20 protein-coding genes are annotated in these 16,128 nt (G+C 69.3%); 16 read left to right on the top strand and 4 right to left on the bottom strand.

Annotated elements, in window-relative coordinates; translation table 11 throughout:
* Positions 1-41: 41 nt before the first annotated feature.
* From K0O62_RS12175 to K0O62_RS12115, 14 genes are all read left to right on the top strand, one after another.
* Entirely contained in the window at positions 42-1,097 is a 1,056-nt protein-coding gene (locus K0O62_RS12175) for an NADH-quinone oxidoreductase subunit B family protein (protein ID WP_073857451.1), read from the top strand.
* An 84-nt stretch (positions 1,098-1,181) separates the two neighbouring features.
* Positions 1,182-2,978, top strand: coding sequence for a nickel-dependent hydrogenase large subunit (locus tag K0O62_RS12170; RefSeq protein WP_073857450.1), 1,797 nt, complete (start codon positions 1,182-1,184; stop codon positions 2,976-2,978).
* A gap of 3 nt (positions 2,979-2,981) precedes the next feature.
* Positions 2,982-3,869: a NifU-related iron-sulfur-binding protein gene (locus K0O62_RS12165; RefSeq protein WP_073857449.1), complete on the top strand. Its 888-nt coding sequence runs from the start codon at positions 2,982-2,984 to the stop codon at positions 3,867-3,869.
* Positions 3,869-4,501, top strand: coding sequence for a DUF5947 family protein (locus K0O62_RS12160; protein ID WP_073857448.1), 633 nt, complete (start codon positions 3,869-3,871; stop codon positions 4,499-4,501). Before K0O62_RS12165 ends, K0O62_RS12160 begins: the two co-directional genes overlap by 1 nt.
* Positions 4,498-5,136, top strand: coding sequence for a DUF6084 family protein (locus K0O62_RS12155; protein ID WP_073857447.1), 639 nt, complete (start codon positions 4,498-4,500; stop codon positions 5,134-5,136). Before K0O62_RS12160 ends, K0O62_RS12155 begins: the two co-directional genes overlap by 4 nt.
* Entirely contained in the window at positions 5,133-6,461 is a 1,329-nt protein-coding gene (locus tag K0O62_RS12150; protein ID WP_073857446.1) for a hypothetical protein, read from the top strand. Before K0O62_RS12155 ends, K0O62_RS12150 begins: the two co-directional genes overlap by 4 nt.
* Complete coding sequence (locus K0O62_RS29090) at positions 6,452-6,571, top strand: DUF6893 family small protein (protein ID WP_097934227.1); 120 nt, start codon at positions 6,452-6,454, stop codon at positions 6,569-6,571. Before K0O62_RS12150 ends, K0O62_RS29090 begins: the two co-directional genes overlap by 10 nt.
* 15 nt (positions 6,572-6,586) lie before the next feature.
* Positions 6,587-7,069 (top strand): hydrogenase maturation protease, encoded by a 483-nt coding sequence (locus K0O62_RS12145; RefSeq protein WP_073857445.1) that lies wholly within the window; start codon positions 6,587-6,589, stop codon positions 7,067-7,069.
* Positions 7,070-7,073: 4 nt separating this feature from the next.
* A complete protein-coding gene (locus K0O62_RS12140; RefSeq protein ID WP_073857444.1) occupies positions 7,074-7,310 on the top strand; it encodes a HypC/HybG/HupF family hydrogenase formation chaperone in 237 nt (78 codons plus the stop codon).
* Positions 7,307-9,589 (top strand): carbamoyltransferase HypF, encoded by a 2,283-nt coding sequence (gene hypF / locus K0O62_RS12135; RefSeq protein ID WP_234800171.1) that lies wholly within the window; start codon positions 7,307-7,309, stop codon positions 9,587-9,589. Before K0O62_RS12140 ends, hypF begins: the two co-directional genes overlap by 4 nt.
* A gap of 16 nt (positions 9,590-9,605) precedes the next feature.
* Positions 9,606-9,872: a HypC/HybG/HupF family hydrogenase formation chaperone gene (locus tag K0O62_RS12130; RefSeq protein ID WP_073857443.1), complete on the top strand. Its 267-nt coding sequence runs from the start codon at positions 9,606-9,608 to the stop codon at positions 9,870-9,872.
* A complete protein-coding gene (gene hypD / locus K0O62_RS12125) occupies positions 9,869-10,969 on the top strand; it encodes a hydrogenase formation protein HypD (protein ID WP_073857442.1) in 1,101 nt (366 codons plus the stop codon). The genes K0O62_RS12130 and hypD overlap by 4 nt, the downstream gene beginning before the upstream one ends.
* Complete coding sequence (gene hypE, locus K0O62_RS12120) at positions 10,962-12,026, top strand: hydrogenase expression/formation protein HypE (RefSeq protein ID WP_073857441.1); 1,065 nt, start codon at positions 10,962-10,964, stop codon at positions 12,024-12,026. Before hypD ends, hypE begins: the two co-directional genes overlap by 8 nt.
* A complete protein-coding gene (locus K0O62_RS12115) occupies positions 12,027-12,779 on the top strand; it encodes a DUF6390 family protein (protein ID WP_073857440.1) in 753 nt (250 codons plus the stop codon).
* Here the strand turns inward: K0O62_RS12115 and K0O62_RS12110 are convergent.
* The 3 genes from K0O62_RS12110 to K0O62_RS12100 are packed head-to-tail and all read right to left on the bottom strand — an operon-like array spanning position 12,733 to position 14,358.
* Positions 12,733-12,936 carry a hypothetical protein gene (locus K0O62_RS12110; RefSeq protein ID WP_073857439.1) on the bottom strand — a complete coding sequence of 68 codons (204 nt, stop codon included), beginning with the start codon at positions 12,934-12,936 and terminating at the stop codon, positions 12,733-12,735. The two genes, K0O62_RS12115 and K0O62_RS12110, sit on opposite strands and share 47 nt — an antisense overlap.
* Before the next feature lie 45 nt (positions 12,937-12,981).
* Positions 12,982-13,176, bottom strand: a complete 195-nt coding sequence (locus K0O62_RS12105; RefSeq protein ID WP_073857438.1) for a DUF3046 domain-containing protein — start codon at positions 13,174-13,176, stop codon at positions 12,982-12,984.
* 9 nt (positions 13,177-13,185) lie between these two features.
* Positions 13,186-14,358, bottom strand: a complete 1,173-nt coding sequence (locus K0O62_RS12100) for a glycosyltransferase (protein ID WP_073857437.1) — start codon at positions 14,356-14,358, stop codon at positions 13,186-13,188.
* A 42-nt stretch (positions 14,359-14,400) separates the two neighbouring features.
* Here K0O62_RS12100 and K0O62_RS12095 point away from each other — a divergent pair, with 42 nt between their 5' ends.
* Both K0O62_RS12095 and K0O62_RS12090 read left to right on the top strand, forming a co-directional pair.
* On the top strand, positions 14,401-14,844 hold the full coding sequence (locus K0O62_RS12095) for a limonene-1,2-epoxide hydrolase family protein (protein WP_073857436.1): 444 nt from the start codon (positions 14,401-14,403) through the stop codon (positions 14,842-14,844).
* A 5-nt stretch (positions 14,845-14,849) separates the two neighbouring features.
* Entirely contained in the window at positions 14,850-15,260 is a 411-nt protein-coding gene (locus K0O62_RS12090) for a DUF5313 domain-containing protein (RefSeq protein ID WP_073857435.1), read from the top strand.
* Positions 15,261-15,295: 35 nt separating this feature from the next.
* On the opposite strand, the gene pspM is transcribed toward K0O62_RS12090, so the two are convergent.
* Complete coding sequence (pspM, locus tag K0O62_RS12085) at positions 15,296-16,120, bottom strand: phage shock envelope stress response protein PspM (RefSeq protein WP_073857434.1); 825 nt, start codon at positions 16,118-16,120, stop codon at positions 15,296-15,298.
* Positions 16,121-16,128 lie beyond the last annotated feature (8 nt).

Here is a 16,128-nt window from a genome sequence, read left to right as displayed (position 1 = left end):
TTCCATGCAGGGACCCAGCCCGTCCCGGAAAGAACTGCGCTATGCCCACATCGGCAGCAGTCAAAGCAGAAGACACGTTGATCCACGTGCTCTGGATCAACGCCGGCCTGAGTTGTGACGGCGATTCCGTGGCGTTGACTGCCGCCACCCTCCCGAGCGTCGAGGAGATCGCCCTCGGCGCGCTTCCCGGCCTGCCCAGGATCGCCTTCCACTGGCCCTTGATCGACTTCGAATGCGGACCCAACGGTGGGGCCGACGACTTCCTCGAATGGTTCTTCAAAGCCGACCGAGGCGAATTGGAGCCGTTCGTACTGGTCGTCGAGGGGTCCATCCCCGACGAGAAGAACAAGGACGAAGGCTACTGGTGCGGGTTCGGCACCGACCCCGCCACCGGCCAGCCGATCACCACCAGCGAATGGCTGGACCGGCTCACCCCGAAGGCCACCATCGTGGTGGCGGCCGGGACGTGCGCCACCTACGGCGGCATCCACGCGATGGCGGGTAACCCGACCGGCGCGATGGGCGTACCCGACTACCTCGGCTGGAACTGGAAATCCAAGGCCGGCGTCCCGATCGTGTGTGTGCCGGGGTGTCCGGTCCAGCCCGACAATCTGTCGGAGACGTTGACCTACCTGCTCTACATGGCCACCGACCAGGCGCCGATGATCCCGCTCGACGACGCGTTACGGCCGACATGGCTGTTCGGGGCGACGGTCCACGAGGGCTGCGACCGTGGCGGCTACTACGAGCAGGGTGACTTCGCCACCGAGTACGGATCGCCGAAGTGCATCGTGAAACTGGGGTGCTGGGGCCCGGTGGTGAAATGCAATGTGCCCAAACGGGGTTGGATGGACGGTGTCGGCGGGTGCCCGAATGTCGGCGGCATCTGCATCGGCTGCACCATGCCGGGCTTTCCGGACAAGTTCATGCCGTTCATGGACGAACCCCCCGGCGGAAAGCTGTCCTCCACGGGGTCCGAGATCTATGGCTCGGTGATCCGCACCCTGCGCCACATCACCGGACGCACACTCGACCACGAACCCCAATGGCGTCGACCCACCACACAACTGGATTCCGCAGCGGCCCGCACCTGGTAGTGCCGGATTCTCGGCACACCTGAACGGCTACGTCCGACCTTGGTCGAACATGTTGCAGCGCAGCATCACAGAGAGAAGAAGCCGATGACAGCGACCGCCCCCGGCCAGACCCGCGTACCGGGTGAACCCGCCAAACTCGTGGATATGGCCTGGGATCCGATCACCCGGATCGTCGGTAGCCTCGGCATCTACACCAAGATCGACTTCGACAACCGCGAGGTGGCGGAGTGCCACAGCACGTCGTCGATCTTCCGGGGTTATTCGGTCTTCATGAAGGGCAAGGACCCCCGCGACGCGCACTTCATCACCAGCCGCATCTGCGGCATCTGCGGCGACAACCACGCGACCTGTTCGTGCTACGCGCAGAACATGGCCTACGGCGTACAGCCCCCACACCTGGGCGAATGGCTGATCAATCTGGGCGAAGCCGCGGAATACATGTTCGACCACAACATCTTCCAGGAGAACCTGGTCGCGGTCGACTACTGCGAGAAGATGGTCGGCGAGACCAATCCCAGTGTGCTGGCCAGAGCCGAGAAGACCGCCGCCCCGCGCGCCGACATGCACGGCCACCGCACGGTCGCCGACATCATGCGTGCGCTCAACCCGTTCACCGGGGAGTTCTACCGGGAAGCACTGCAGGTCAGCAGGCTGACCCGAGAGATGTTCTGCCTCATGGAAGGTCGCCACGTCCACCCGTCGACGCTGTACCCGGGCGGAGTCGGCACGGTGGCGACCGTCCAGTTGATGACCGACTACATGACGCGACTCATGCGCTACATCGAGTTCATGAAGAAGGTCGTGCCGATGCACGACGATCTGTTCGACTTCTTCTACGAGGCCCTGCCCGGATACGAACGGGTGGGCCTGCGCCGCACCCTGCTCGGCTGCTGGGGCTCGTTCCAGAACCCCGAGGTGTGCAATTTCGCCTACCGGGACATGGAACGCTGGGGTGACGCGATGTTCGTGACCCCCGGCGTGGTGGTGGACGGGAAGCTGGTCACCCACTCGCTCGTCGACATCAATCTGGGTATCCGGATCCTGTTGGGCCACAGCTTCTATGAAGACTGGACCGACCAGGAGATGTTCGTCACCAACGACCCGCTGGGCAATCCGGTGGATCGCCGCCACCCATGGAACCAGCACACCAACCCGCAGCCGCAGAAACGCGATATGGACGACAAGTACAGCTGGGTGATGTCGCCGCGCTGGTTCGACGGCACCGACCATCTGGCACTGGACACCGGCGGCGGTGCACTGGCCCGGATGTGGTCGACTGCGCTGGCGGGCATGGTCGACATCGGCTACGTCAAGTCCACCGGCACCAGCGTGCAGATCAACCTGCCCAAGACCGCGCTGAAGGGGCCTGTCGAACTGGAGTGGAAGATACCGGTGCACGGCAGCAACACCCTGGAACGCAATCGGGCGCGGTCCTACTTCCAGGCCTATGCCGCGGCGGCGGCACTGTACTTCTGCGAGAAGGCGCTGGTGGAGATCCGGGCCGGGCGCACCAAGACCTGGGAGCGGTTCGAGGTGCCCGATGAGGCGATCAGCTGCGGGTTCACCGAGGCGGTGCGCGGTGTGCTCTCGCACCACATGGTGATCCGCAACGGCAAGATCGCCAACTACCACCCGTATCCCCCGACACCGTGGAACGCCAGTCCTCGCGACAGCTACGGCACGCCGGGCCCCTATGAGGATGCGGTGCAGGGCCTGCCGATCTTCGAGGAGAACGACCGCGAGCATTTCAAGGGCATCGACATCATGCGCACGGTGCGCAGTTTCGATCCGTGCCTGCCCTGCGGGGTGCACATGTACCTGGGTAAGGGCGCCCAACTGGATCTGCTGCACTCCCCCACCCAGTCGGTGACCGGGGAATAGCCGATGGCCCCGCCGACGCCGCCGAGTCCCGACGACGCACAGTGGCACGGGGCCGGCGATCGGATCCAGACGCTGCTCGATGCGCTCGCCGCCGCCGGGCCGGTCGCCCGCGAACGCGCCGAGCAACTGGTCCGCGAGGTGACCGATCTCTACGGGGCGGCGCTGGAGCGGATGACGGCCGCGGCCGGGGCCGCGCAGCCCGAACTGGTGCAGACGTTCGCCGCCGACGACCTCGTCGCCGGCCTGTTGCTGGTGCACGGGTTGCATCCGCACAGCACCGAGCGACGGGTTCGCGACGCGCTGGACAAGGTCCGGCCCTACCTCGGGTCGCACGGCGGCGACGTGTCGCTGCTGGCGGTGACCGACGACGTCGCGCGACTGCAGTTGCTGGGCAGCTGCAAGACCTGCCCGTCCTCGGCGGTGACGCTGGAACTGGCGGTCGAGGACGCGGTCCGGGGGGCCGCACCGGAGATCTCGGTCATCGAGGTGGTCACCGGATCGGCGCCGGAGTCAGGGGTGATCCCGGCGGAGTCGCTGCTGAGCCGGGTCCGCGCCACCGGCGGGCAGGCCACCTGGCTGCCGGTGCCGCAGATGGCCGACCTGCGCGAGGGCGAGGTGGGCGGCTTCCGCGTCGCGGGGATGACGGCACTGGCCTGCCGGGTCGACGGGGCCGTGTTCGCCTACCGGGACCGGTGCGGCACCTGCGCCGGGTCCATGGCCGGCGCCCGGCTGACCGGTGCGGTACTGGACTGCCCCGGCTGCGCAGCCGGGTTCGACGTGGTCCACGCCGGGCGCGGCGTCGGCGGCGAGGACCATCTGGATCCACTGCCCGTGCTCGAACGCGACGGGGTGCTGTCCCTGGCCGTGCCCCCGTCCGCGGAGGTGGCGTGATGCCCGGCGGCAGCATCGCCGACGTGCTGTCGCGGATCCGGGCCGACCGCGTCGCACCCCAGTCGGCGGGCCGCCGGTGCGAGATGTGCGCGGTGCCGTTCCCAGAAGCCCATCAGCATGTGGTCGATGTCGAAGGCAGACAACTGATGTGCGTCTGCCGCGGCTGCTATCTGCTGTTCACCGATGTGGACGCGACGCTGCGCTACCGCGCCGTCCCGGACCGGTATCTGGCCTTCCCCGACCTGGCGATGGACCGGCGCGCGTGGGAGCGCCTGCAGATCCCGGTGGGCCTGGCCTTCTTCTTCCACAATTCCGCTCTCGACCGCACCGTCGCGTTCTATCCCGGGCCCGCCGGCGCCACCGAATCGGACCTGGACCTGCAGGCCTGGAACGACATTCGCGCCGCCGAGCCCCGGGTGGACCTACCGGCCGCCGACACCGAGGCGCTGTTGGTGCGCCTGGCCGACGCCGCGCCGCGGGGCTATCTGGTGCCGATCGACGCCTGCTACGAGTTCGTCGGACAACTGCGCATGCTGTGGCGGGGGTTCGACGGCGGGCGCGAGGCCCACGACTTCGTCGACGGCTTCTTCGATGTCCTCGACACACGCTCCCGGTCGGTGCGCCGCCCATGACCGAACTCGGTTTCACCGTCGAAGGCATCGCCCCGGAGCCCTACGCCGCCACCCCGGTCCTCATGGCGCGTATCGGGATCAGCGCCGACGGCCCCGAACCGATCCACGCCGTCGCCCTGCGCGCTCAGGTCCGGATCGATCCGTTGCGGCGCAGCTATACCGACGATGAGGGCGCCGGCCTGGTCGACCTGTTCGGCCGGCGGGAACGATGGTCGACCAGTCAGCACACCTTCCTGTGGCAGCACACGTCGACTGTGGTGCCCGGATTCACCGGGGACACCGTCGTCGAACTACCGCTGGTGTGCACCTACGATTTCGAGGTCAAGGCTGCGAAGTATCTGCTGGCCCTCGACGCCGGCACGGTGCCGCTCCAATTTCTGTTCAGCGGCACCGTTTTCACCCAGGGCGCGGCCGGCTTCAGTGTCCAGCAGGTGCCCTGGGACCGGGACGCCGACTTCGACATGCCGGTGGCGGTGTGGCGCGATCTCGTCCGGCTGCACTATCCGGCGGCCGGTTGGCTGCGCCTGACCCGCGACACCTTGGACGCGCTGGCGACCTTCCGGTCGGCGCGCGGGCTGCTCGGCTTCGACGATGCGATCACCGAGCTGCTGTGCGAGGCCAGGGAACTGCGATGAAACCCGGATGGGATCATGCCCGCGCCGTCGCCGACGCGGTGCTCTACGAGGGTTACCTGCTCTACCCGTACCGCGCCACGTCCGGGAAGAACCAGTCCCGCTGGCAGTTCGGTGTACTGGGCCCGTCCGGGGCAGCCGAACGCGGACTCGGTGAGGACGACACGCTCGGTGCCGACCTGCTGCTGCACGCGGGACCCGATGCCGCGCTGCACATCGTGGTGCGGTTCCTGCACCTGCAACACCGCGCCGTGCAGCGTCGGGTGGGCGACACGTTCGAACCCGTCGGCGAACTGAGGGTGGCCGAATCGACCTACCTCACCTGGGATGAGGCCGTGGAATGTGAGCTTTCCTTCGGACCGTTGGACGTCCGGCCCGGGACACACACCTATCCGCTCACCGTCGCCGGTGGCAGTGAGATCGAACAGGTCGACGGCGGCAGGCTGATCCGCCGCCGCGCCGACCTGCACGCCGAACTGACGGTGCAGGTCGAAGCCGAGGACGGGCTGCGGCGAATCTGGACATCGGTCCGCAACCTCGGCGCCCCGCCGGCCGATGCCCGGCAAGCCCTCGCCACCTCGCCGATCGGCACCCACCTCATCGCACTCGCATCCGGTGGCAGTTTCGTATCGCTTCTGGAACCGCCCGCAACGGCCGTCGACGCGGTCCGGCGATGCCGTCGGCACCGCTGTTTTCCGGTACTGGCAGGACCCCCCGGTGACACCTCCGTGGTGCTGGTGTCGCCGATCATTCTCTATGACCATCCCGAGATCGCCGAGCAGAGCCGCGGCGACCTCTACGATTCCTGCGAGATCGACGAGATCCTGACCCTGCGGGTGATGACCATGACCGACCAGGAGAAGGCGCAGGCCCGGGCCACCGACCCGCTGGCGGCCCGGATCATCGACCGCTGCGACTCGATGTCGCCCGAGGCCATGCTCGACCTGCACGGCGTGCTGCGCGATCCGCACGCCGTGCCACCCTCGCCGATCCCGGACATCCCGACCGGCACGAACTGGTGGGATCCCGAGGCCGACAACGCCGTTCGCCCCGAGTTGGACGCAGTCGAGGTCGGCGGCACCCGGGTGGCCCGGGGCAGCCGGGTCCGTCTGCACCCGTCGCGCCGCGCCGACGCCCAGGATCTCTTCTACGCCGACCGAACCGCGCGGGTGACCTCGGTGCACGCCGATGTCGACGGCGGCACCCACATCGGTGTCGTCCTCGACGACGATCCGGCGGCCGATCTGCACGACTGGTACGGCCGCTACCTGTACTTCGCCCCTGATGAGGTGGAACCGCTCACCGGAAGGAGTTCGCCATGGAAGTAGTCGGTCGGATCTCGGTGGCGGTGATGGCCGTCGTGGTCCTCGCCGTCGCGGTGATCGGGGTGAAGTCCATCCCCGACGTCGAGCGTTACCTGAAGATACGCCGCATGTGAGCTGAGGGAGAACTCATCACGCCCCGGATACTGATTGCCGGGATCGGCAACATATTCCTCGGAGACGACGGCTTCGGCCCCGAGGTGATGCGCCATGTCCACCCGGACCGACCGGAGGTGCGCGCGGTCGACTACGGCATCAGGGGCATGCACCTGGCCTACGACCTGCTCGACGGCTGGGATGCGCTGGTGCTCGTCGATGCGCTGCCCGACCGGGGTGCGCCCGGCACCGTGCACACCTTCGAAGCCGAGCACGAATCACTTTCGGCCACGGCGGGATTGGACGCCCATGCGATGGATCCCGGCACGGTGTTCGCCAGTCTGACCGCGCTCGGCGGTGCCGCTCCGCACACCGTCGTCGTCGGGTGTGAGGTGGGCAGCACCGCGGACGGTATCGGATTGTCCGCACCGGTGGCCGCCGCCGTCCCGGGCGCGGTCGGGGCCGTCGAACGCGTCATCGCCGACCTGCTGACCCGAGTCCCGAGCCGGGAGGGCTGAGCCCATGTGTCTGGGAATCCCGGGGCAGGTCATCCGGATGCTCGACGGGTACGGCGACCAGCTTGCGCTCGTCGACGTGGCCGGTGAGGCGCGCAAGGTGAACGTCGGCATGCTGCCCGAGGAGACCTTCGGCCCCGGCGACTGGGTGCTCATCCACATGGGTTTCGCCGTCGAGAAGACCGACGCCGCCGGGGCCGACGCGGCCTGGGAAGGCCTGAAGATGATGGGCAGCGGTCCGTGACCCGCCACCGGCTGCGGATCTGCGTGCACGGGGTGGTCCAGGGCGTCGGCTTCCGGCCGTTCGCCTACGCATGCGCGGCCGCCCTGGGTCTGTCCGGATCGGTGCGCAACGACAGCGCCGGCGCGGTCATCGAGATCGAAGGCGATCCGGCTGCCATCGCGGACTTCCTGGCCCGGCTGCGCGACCGGCCGCCCCCGCTCGCGGTCATCGAAACCATTCAGACACAGGTGATTCCACTCCACGGTGGCACCGGATTCGTCATCGCCGACACCTCCCGCTCGGACGGGGGCCGCACCCTGGCCTCCCCCGACGTCGCGATGTGCGCCGACTGCGCCGCCGAACAGCGCGATCCCACCGACCGCCGGTATCGCCACGCGTTCGTCAACTGCACCAACTGCGGTCCGCGCTTCACCATCATCGCGGCGCTGCCCTATGACCGCGCCTCGACCACCATGGCGGCGTTCCCCATGTGCGCCGCGTGTGCACGCGAGTATGCCGACCCGGCCGACCGCCGCTTCCACGCCCAACCGGTGTGCTGCCCCGACTGCGGGCCGACGCTGAGTTACCGGGATTCGGCCGGTGACCGCGCCGACGGCGAGCAGGCACTGGGGCGCGCGCGAAACCTCCTGCGCGACGGCGGAATCCTCGCCGTCAAGGGTGTCGGCGGATACCACCTGGCCTGCGACGGCACGAACGAGGCGGCGGTGCGTGCGCTACGCACCCGGAAACGGCGCGGGGACAAGCCGTTCGCGGTGATGGTCACCGATGTGGCGGCCGCCCGCTCGATCGTCGAGCTGGACACCGCGTCCGAACGGTTGCTGACCGGGCCGCAACGCCCGATCGTGCTGCTGGGCCGCCGGGCCGGGGCCGCGGTGACCGACGCGGTGGCACCGCACCTACCCGACCTCGGGGTGATGCTGGCCTACACCCCGCTGCACACCATGTTGTTCGGGCTGCCCGGGGACGAACCCGGCCCGGCCGTGCTGGTGATGACCTCGGGCAATCTGGGTGGCGAGCCGATCTGCTTCACCGATGCCGACGCCCTCGGGCGACTCGCCGGTCTTGCCGACGGCTGGCTGACACACGACCGGGCCATCCTGGTCCCCTGCGACGACTCGGTGGTCCGGGCCTTCGGTGTGGACCACATCCCGATCCGCCGTTCCCGCGGATACGCCCCGCTTCCGGTCGCGCTGCCCTGCCCCGTCCCACCCACCCTGGCGGTCGGGGCAGACCTGAAGAACACCCTGGCCGTCGGCGACGGGAAGTATGCCTGGCTGAGCCAGCACATCGGCGATATGGACGATCTGGCCACGTTGTCCGCCTTCGACGCGGCGCAGCGCCACCTCCGGGCGCTGACCGGTGTGCAGCCCGAGACGCTGGTCGCCGACGCGCACCCCGGGTACCGGTCCACCGCATGGGCCCGCCGGCACGCCGCGGGGCGGCCCCTGCGCTCCGTGCAGCACCACCACGCGCACATCGCGGCGGTGATGGCCGAGCACGGCCTCGACGGCACCGCGCCGGTGCTGGGCTTCGCCTTCGACGGCACCGGTTACGGGCCCGACGGCGCGATCTGGGGCGGCGAGGTCCTGCTCGCCGACTACAAGGGCTATCGACGGGTGGCCCAGCTCAAATACGTGCCGCTGGCCGGAGGCGACGTCAGCGTGCTGCGCCCGTACCGGATGGCACTCGCCCACCTGTGGTCCGCGGGCCTGCCCTGGGATGACGATCTGGCGCCGGTGCGGGCCTGCCCCGAGGAGGAGCGCGGCGTGCTGGCTCATCAGCTCCGGTCCGGGCTCGGATGTGTCCGCACCTCCAGCATGGGGCGGCTGTTCGACGCGGTGTCCGCCCTGGCCGGGGTGCGCCAGACGGTGGCCTACGAGGCGCAGGCCGCGATCGAATTGGAGGGGTACTCGCGTGGTGTCGACTGCGGTGACACCAGGTACACCTTCCACATCGACTCCGGGGACCCGGCCGTCATCGATGCCGGCCCCGTGCTGGCCGCCGTCGTCTCCGATGCGCGGGCCGGCGCCGGGGCGGGGTTGATCGGCGCCCGGTTCCACCGGGCGGTCGCCGACCTGATCCTCGGGCTGGCCGAGGCCACCGATCAGGGCGCACCCACCATCGCGTTGTCGGGTGGGGTTTTCCAGAACGCGCTGCTGCTGCGGCTTGCCCTCGACGCGCTGGGCGCCCGGGATTTCCAGGTCATCACGCACCGCCGGGTTCCGCCCAACGACGGCGGTGTGGCACTCGGCCAATTGCTGGTGGGCAACTCGATGTGAGAGAAGGAGAACTCCGATGTGTCTGGCTGTTCCAGGAAAGATCCTGAGTCTGGCCGAGCGGGACGGCACCCTGATGTCGCTCGTCGACTTCGGTGGCATCCAGAAGGACGTCTGCCTGCAGTACATCCCCGATGCGGCCGTCGGTGACTACGTGATCGTGCATGTGGGGTTCGCCATCCAGCGCCTCGACGAGGAATCGGCGCTGCGCACGCTGGCCGAGTTCGCGCATCTCGGCGTACTCGAGCAGGAATTCGGTGACACGACAACCGGGGTGAGGCCATGAAGTACTTGGACGAGTTCAGCGATCCCGAGCTGGCGGGCAGGTTGGTCGACCAGATCAAGGCGGCCACCAGCCGGCGCTGGTCGATCATGGAAGTCTGTGGCGGGCAGACGCATTCGATCATCCGTCACGGTATCGACCAGCTCCTGCCCGATCAGATCGAGATGATCCACGGCCCCGGCTGCCCGGTGTGCGTGACGCCGCTGGAGATGATCGACAAGGCCCTGGAGATCGCCGCCTCACCCGAGGTGATCTTCTGCTCGTTCGGCGACATGCTGCGGGTTCCGGGCAGTGCGAAGGATCTGCTCCAGGTCAAGAGCGAGGGCGGTGACGTCCGGGTGGTCTATTCGCCGCTGGACGCGCTGACCATCGCCCGGGAGAACCCGCACCGGCAGGTGGTGTTCTTCGGGATCGGATTCGAGACGACCGCTCCCGCCAACGCGATGACGGTGTACCAGGCCAGACTTCACGGAATCGAGAACTTCTCGCTGCTGGTCTCGCACGTGCTGGTTCCGCCGGCGATCGCGGCCATCATGGAGTCGCCGACCTGCCGGGTGCAGGCGTTCCTCGCGGCCGGACACGTCTGCTGTGTGATGGGCACCGGTGAATATCCGCCGCTCACCGAGAAATACCGGATCCCGATCGTGGTCACCGGATTCGAACCGCTCGACATCCTGGAAGGGATCCGGCGCACGGTGATCCAGCTGGAATCGGGACGCCACGATCTGGAGAACGCCTATCCGCGCGCGGTGCAGGCGCAGGGCAACGTCGCCGCCCAGGCCATGCTGGCCGACGTCTTCGAGGTGACCGACCGCACCTGGCGCGGCATCGGCATGATCCCGCGCAGCGGCTGGCGCCTGTCGGCCGGTTACCGGGAATACGATGCCGAACAACGCTTTTCGGTCACCGGGATCCGCACCCCCGAGTCGGCGATCTGCCGTTCCGGCGAGGTACTGCAAGGCCTGATCAAGCCGCACGAGTGCGCCGCCTTCGGCCACGAGTGCACCCCGCGCCACCCGCTGGGCGCGACGATGGTCTCCTCGGAGGGCGCGTGCGCCGCCTACTACCTCTATCGACGGCTGGAGGTGAGCCATGCCTGAGACCCCCGCCATCGACATCGAGTCGTGGGTGTGCCCGGCACCGTTGCGCGACGCCCCGAACATCGTGATGGGACACGGCGGCGGTGGGGCGATGTCGGCCGAACTGATCGAACACCTCTTTCTGCCGGCGTTCGGCCCGGCCGCCGAGGCCGGGCTGGGCGACGCGGCGGTGATCACGGTCGGCGATGCCCGGCTGGCGTTCTCCACCGACTCGTTCGTGGTGAAGCCGTTGACGTTTCCCGGCGGCACCATCGGCGATCTGGCGGTGAACGGCACCGTGAACGATCTCGCGATGGCCGGCGCGCGCCCGCTGGTGCTGTCGACGGCGTTCATCCTGGAGGAGGGCACCGCTCTGCAGGACATCGCGCATGTCGCGCAGGCGGTCGGCACGGCCGCACTGGCGGCGGGCGTGAAACTCGTCACCGGCGACACCAAGGTCGTCGACACCGGGCACGGGGACGGCGTGTTCATCAACACCACCGGGATCGGCGTCGTCGACCCGCGCGCCGACATCCGGCCACAGCGGGCGGCGCCCGGTGACGTGGTCATCGTCAGCGGCGATATCGGTGTGCACGGGGTGGCGGTGATGAGCTGCCGCGAGGGGCTGGAGTTCGGGACCACCGTCGCCAGCGACACCGCACCGCTGCACGGGCTGGTGGCCGCCATGATCGATACCGGAGCGGACGTGCATGCGCTGCGTGATCCGACGCGTGGCGGGGTGGCCGCGACGCTGAACGAGATCGCGCGGGCCGCGCAGGTGGGTGTGACCCTCGATGAGCGCACCCTCCCGATCCCGGCCGAGGTGCGTGACGCGTGCGGGTTGCTCGGGCTGGACCCGCTGCAGGTCGCCAACGAGGGCAAGCTGCTGGCGTTCGTGCCGCCCGGGGACGCCAAACGGGTGCTGGCCGCCATGCTGGACCATCCGCTCGGGGTGCGGGCCGCGGTGATCGGCCGCTGCGTCGCCGAGCATCCGGGGATGGTGGTGGCCCGCACCGCGCTGGGCGGTACCCGGGTGGTCGATCTCCCCCTCGGTGAACAGCTCCCGCGGATCTGCTGAATGACCGGAGACGCGCTGTTCGCCCGGTATGCCTACCCGCCGAACGAACTCGGCTACTGCGGGCCGCCGGATCCGGCGGAGTTGTTGCAGGCCGGCACCCTCAGCGCTCACGCGCGGGAATTCGACGGCGCCTGGCCGTATCTCCAGGCGCTGGCCGATGCCGTCGGCGGAGCCGACCCGCTCGATGACGCCGTGGTGCGCTCGTACTGGATCGGCGGCGATCTGCTGGACCGGGTCGACCCCGACGGGCTACTGCACCGGTTACGCACCGCGTTCGGCGGCCAGGCCACCGGTCTGCTGGCGGAGCTGACCGGGCCGGAAGGTGTGCTGGCGCACCACAGCTTCCATGTCTTCGTGGTCTACCCGTGGGTGCGGTTCCTGGATCGCGACCCGGTGACCCCGGTGCGGATCATGCAGAACTGCCGCATCCGCTCCGGTGTCGTGGAATCGGTCACCGACGAGCACGCGGTGATCACATCGCGACCGTTGGTCTACGCGGACGGTCTGCTCGCACTCGGGGCGCCGACAGTAGACCGGGTGCGGTGGAGCCGCGACGGGGCCTCGTTGGCAGCGATGCCGCGGCCCGGGGACACGGTGTCCGCGCACTGGGACTGGGCGTGCGGGACCCTGACCGCGGCGGAATGCGCCGGGCTGGCGGCGGCGACGACGGCCACGCTGGCGCTGGTGAACTCGGCTCGCGCTCGGCTCAACGACGCCAGTTCGGGAAGTTGTCGAGATCCCGCAGCGTCATGACGAACCCGATCACGCCCACGACGACGGCGGCGGCATATCCCAGCCCCACCGGCCATCCGGTCAGGACGGATGCCGCCAGCCAGCACAGCGCCAGCGCGGCGATCACCAACAGCACCCCGTAGAACGGTGTCCGCATCGGATGATCACCCAGACCCATAGCTCCGGTATACGCCGAAAACGCCGGCAGCGACAGATGCCGCTCTCACCACTGATCGCGCGGCACATCGAAGTCGGCGCACAGCGCCCGCCACACGGTGCGCGGATCCACCCCGGCCTCGATGGCCTGGGCCGCGGTGCGCCCGCCCAACGCGCTCAACACGTGGTCGACGAGCACCGACGCCCCGTAGGCGCCACCGAACAGACCGGTGACACGTTCGTTGAACTCGGTGAGACGCACCCGGCCAACCTACCGAGTCGCTCCGAGCGCGTCATGGCACACCCGTACCGGATCGGCCACCGCGTCCGCCCCGGCCCGGGCCCGTTCGGCGGCGGCCCGGTACGTCGGGTCGGCGAGGACCTCGCCGACGGCGGCGGTCAACGCCTCGGCCGTCAGCGGCCGGATCAGCCGGCCGCTACCTTGCCGGACAACACGATTGGCGATCTCCCACTGGTCCCCGCCACCGGGCACGGTAACCAGTGGCACGCCGTGCAGCAGCGATTTGGCCACGATGCCGTGGCCTCCCCCGCACACCAGCACATCGGCGTGGGCGAGCAGTTCGTCCTGGCGTCCGAGGCCGACCACCGCCCAGTCCGGCACCGCCAATGCGTCACCGCCCAACCGCGATACCGCCACCCGCAGGCCCGCCGGCAGCCCGCGCCCGGGCGCCAATGCGCTCAACGCGAGTTCGGCGAGGCCGGTGGTGCCGGTGGTCGCCGTCGACGGCGCGACCATCACCAGCGGGCCCCGCCCCGGCGGCGGCGTCAGCACCGCCTCGGTCGGCTCGAAATGCAGCGGTCCGACCAGGACGGCCTCCTCCGGCCAGTCCGGGCGCTCGACCTCCAACGCCGGCAGCGTCGCGATCAGACGCCGCATCGGACCCGGATCGCGCGCGGGCAGACCGATACCCGCCCGGGCCGCCGCCCGGTCCCGGTTCCCGGCCCGGATCGAACGTGCGGTCAGTGTCCGCAACACCGTGTCGCGGACCCGGCCACGCAGACCGACGCCGGGGGCCAGACCACTGCCCACCGGGGGCAACCCCTTGGACGGCAGATAGAGCGGGTGCGGGTCGACTTCGACCCACGGCAGGCCGAGCAGTTCGGCGGCCATCCCGCCGCACGCGGTGATCACGTCCGAGCACACCAGATCCGGTGCCAGCGTGCCCATGGCGGGCGCGTTGAGCACCGCCATCCGGGCCGCCCGGTGGTGGATCTTGGCCCCGGCGTCCTGATCGTCGTCACCGTCGTCGGGATCCAGACCCGCCAGCAGCTCGGCGTCGACGCCCGCCGCGCGGGCGGTGTCGAGCCACTGCTCCCCGGTGAACAGCGTCGGGGAATCTCCCGCGGCCAGGAAGCGCAGGCACAGCGCAATGGCCGGGAATGCATGACCGGGATCGGGTCCGGCGACCACGGCTACCTTCACAACATCACCCTGTCACAGCCGAGACGCTCTACCCTGAGAGGCATGACCGACCCGGTGGCACCGACCGGCACAGGTACCGACAACATCGCGACGGTGGATCGCTTCTTGTTCTCGTTGCGCGGACCCGACCTGGACACCGCGGCCGACCTGCTCGACGAGAACCTCGTCTACCAGAACGTCGGCCTGCCGACCATCCACGGCCGCGCCCGCACCCTGAAGCTGTTCAAGGGTATGGAGGGGCGCAACCTGGGCTTCGACGTCAAGATCCACCGCAGCGCCGCCGACGGGGTCAGCGTGCTCAACGAACGCACCGACGTGATCCGGATCGGTCCCGTCGTCCTGAAGTTCTGGGTGTGCGGGGTGTTCGAGGTGCACGACGGCCGCATCACCCTGTGGCGGGATTACTTCGACCAGTTCGACATGGCCAAGGCGCTGGTCCGCGGGGTGATCGGCGCGGTGATTCCCGGGTTGCGCCCTAGACTCTGAGCTCGATGAGCACAAGCAAGCCCAATCTGTTCCAGCTGATCAGGTACTGCCTCGGTAAGCCGCTGCCGCCCGCCATGCTCGACTGGGTGCGAAACGACCTGGCCGGCCCGGGTGCCACCCGCCGGGTGATGCTGCGGGTCCTGGTGCCCGCTGTGCTGGTCCTGGCGCCGTTCTGGCTGATCCCGACGACCTTGTACGTGCACCTGTCGATGACGGTGCCGATCCTCATCCCGTTCGTCTACTTCTCGCATGCGCTGAACAAGATCTGGCGCCGGCACATGTTGCGGGCGCACGGGCTGGACCCGTCGCTGGTCGATGCCCTGGCCCGCAAGCGCGACGCCGCCAAGCACCAGTCCTATATCGACCGCTACGGGGCCCGACCGGAATCGGCGGAACTGGGCACCCACGACATCTGAGTTGCCCCGAGTCGCTGTCGCTCCCACCCGCCGAATCAGGCCCCGCGCAACTGCCCCAGTTCGTTGTAGGCCTGTGCCCAGCCCTGGAGCCGGTCGGTGGCCTCGACCAGCTCGTCACGGTAGCGCCGCGCCCCGGGCACCGCGTGCGGACCGGCGTTCAGCGAGGACACCAATTGAGCCGCCGCGGTCACCATCTCGTCGTACTGGCGGGCGCCGTGGTGCAGCTGGGCCGTGTAAGCGCCGATGGTCGCCGCCAGGTGTGCCCGCGACCGCGGTGAGGACGCCCCGGCGCGCTCCATGGCCACCACCTCGTTGGCGGTGGCCGCCATGGTGGCCGCGGTCTGCCCGGCCGCGTCGGCGATGTCCTTGAGGTCCTCGGCAGGCAGCATCCTGCCCCGCTGCAGCACACCCAGCAGTGAGTAGAGCCCCCGCTCGGAGGACGCCAGCGCCGCCATCGGCTTACGCGCAGCGGACCCGTAGGGCGGCATCCGGCGGGCGGCCGGGCCGGCGGGCAGCGGTTCGGCGCGCAGCCACCGGTAGCGCAGGAACGCCCACGTGGCCGGGAACGCCGCACCGGAGGCGATCACGCCGGTCACGATCAGTGCCCACACCGGGGTGCTCCAGGACGCCAGGACGGCGGTCACCAGCACCCAGAACAGGCTGCTGACGCCGAAGAACACCGCCAGTCGCAGCGCCCAGCGCCGCTTGCGCAGCAGCTTGGCCCGCGGATCGGACATCATGGCGAGCTTTTCGGCCAGCAAACCGGAGTACTCGGCAGCGGTGTCGATGCCGCCCTGCACCCCGCGGGCGAGAAGCGCCCGCCAGCCGCGTTGCTGCGTCGTCTTGTATCCGCTCGCCATATCAATCA

The organism is Mycolicibacterium diernhoferi (assembly GCF_019456655.1).
In the GTDB taxonomy this organism is placed as follows: domain Bacteria; phylum Actinomycetota; class Actinomycetes; order Mycobacteriales; family Mycobacteriaceae; genus Mycobacterium; species Mycobacterium diernhoferi.
The sequence above is the reverse complement of the archived record's forward strand: the minus strand, read 5'-3'. Positions and strand labels throughout refer to the sequence as shown.

Coding starts and splice junctions, on each gene's coding strand:
- K0O62_RS12175 (WP_073857451.1), top strand. CDS start 42: ATGCCCACATCGGCAGCAGTCAAAGCAGAAGACACGTTGATCCACGTG.
- K0O62_RS12170 (WP_073857450.1), top strand. CDS start 1,182: ATGACAGCGACCGCCCCCGGCCAGACCCGCGTACCGGGTGAACCCGCC.
- K0O62_RS12165 (WP_073857449.1), top strand. CDS start 2,982: ATGGCCCCGCCGACGCCGCCGAGTCCCGACGACGCACAGTGGCACGGG.
- K0O62_RS12160 (WP_073857448.1), top strand. CDS start 3,869: ATGCCCGGCGGCAGCATCGCCGACGTGCTGTCGCGGATCCGGGCCGAC.
- K0O62_RS12155 (WP_073857447.1), top strand. CDS start 4,498: ATGACCGAACTCGGTTTCACCGTCGAAGGCATCGCCCCGGAGCCCTAC.
- K0O62_RS12150 (WP_073857446.1), top strand. CDS start 5,133: ATGAAACCCGGATGGGATCATGCCCGCGCCGTCGCCGACGCGGTGCTC.
- K0O62_RS29090 (WP_097934227.1), top strand. CDS start 6,452: ATGGAAGTAGTCGGTCGGATCTCGGTGGCGGTGATGGCCGTCGTGGTC.
- K0O62_RS12140 (WP_073857444.1), top strand. CDS start 7,074: ATGTGTCTGGGAATCCCGGGGCAGGTCATCCGGATGCTCGACGGGTAC.
- K0O62_RS12130 (WP_073857443.1), top strand. CDS start 9,606: ATGTGTCTGGCTGTTCCAGGAAAGATCCTGAGTCTGGCCGAGCGGGAC.
- hypD (WP_073857442.1), top strand. CDS start 9,869: ATGAAGTACTTGGACGAGTTCAGCGATCCCGAGCTGGCGGGCAGGTTG.
- hypE (WP_073857441.1), top strand. CDS start 10,962: ATGCCTGAGACCCCCGCCATCGACATCGAGTCGTGGGTGTGCCCGGCA.
- K0O62_RS12115 (WP_073857440.1), top strand. CDS start 12,027: ATGACCGGAGACGCGCTGTTCGCCCGGTATGCCTACCCGCCGAACGAA.
- K0O62_RS12110 (WP_073857439.1), bottom strand. CDS start 12,936: ATGGGTCTGGGTGATCATCCGATGCGGACACCGTTCTACGGGGTGCTG.
- K0O62_RS12095 (WP_073857436.1), top strand. CDS start 14,401: ATGACCGACCCGGTGGCACCGACCGGCACAGGTACCGACAACATCGCG.
- K0O62_RS12090 (WP_073857435.1), top strand. CDS start 14,850: ATGAGCACAAGCAAGCCCAATCTGTTCCAGCTGATCAGGTACTGCCTC.
- pspM (WP_073857434.1), bottom strand. CDS start 16,120: ATGGCGAGCGGATACAAGACGACGCAGCAACGCGGCTGGCGGGCGCTT.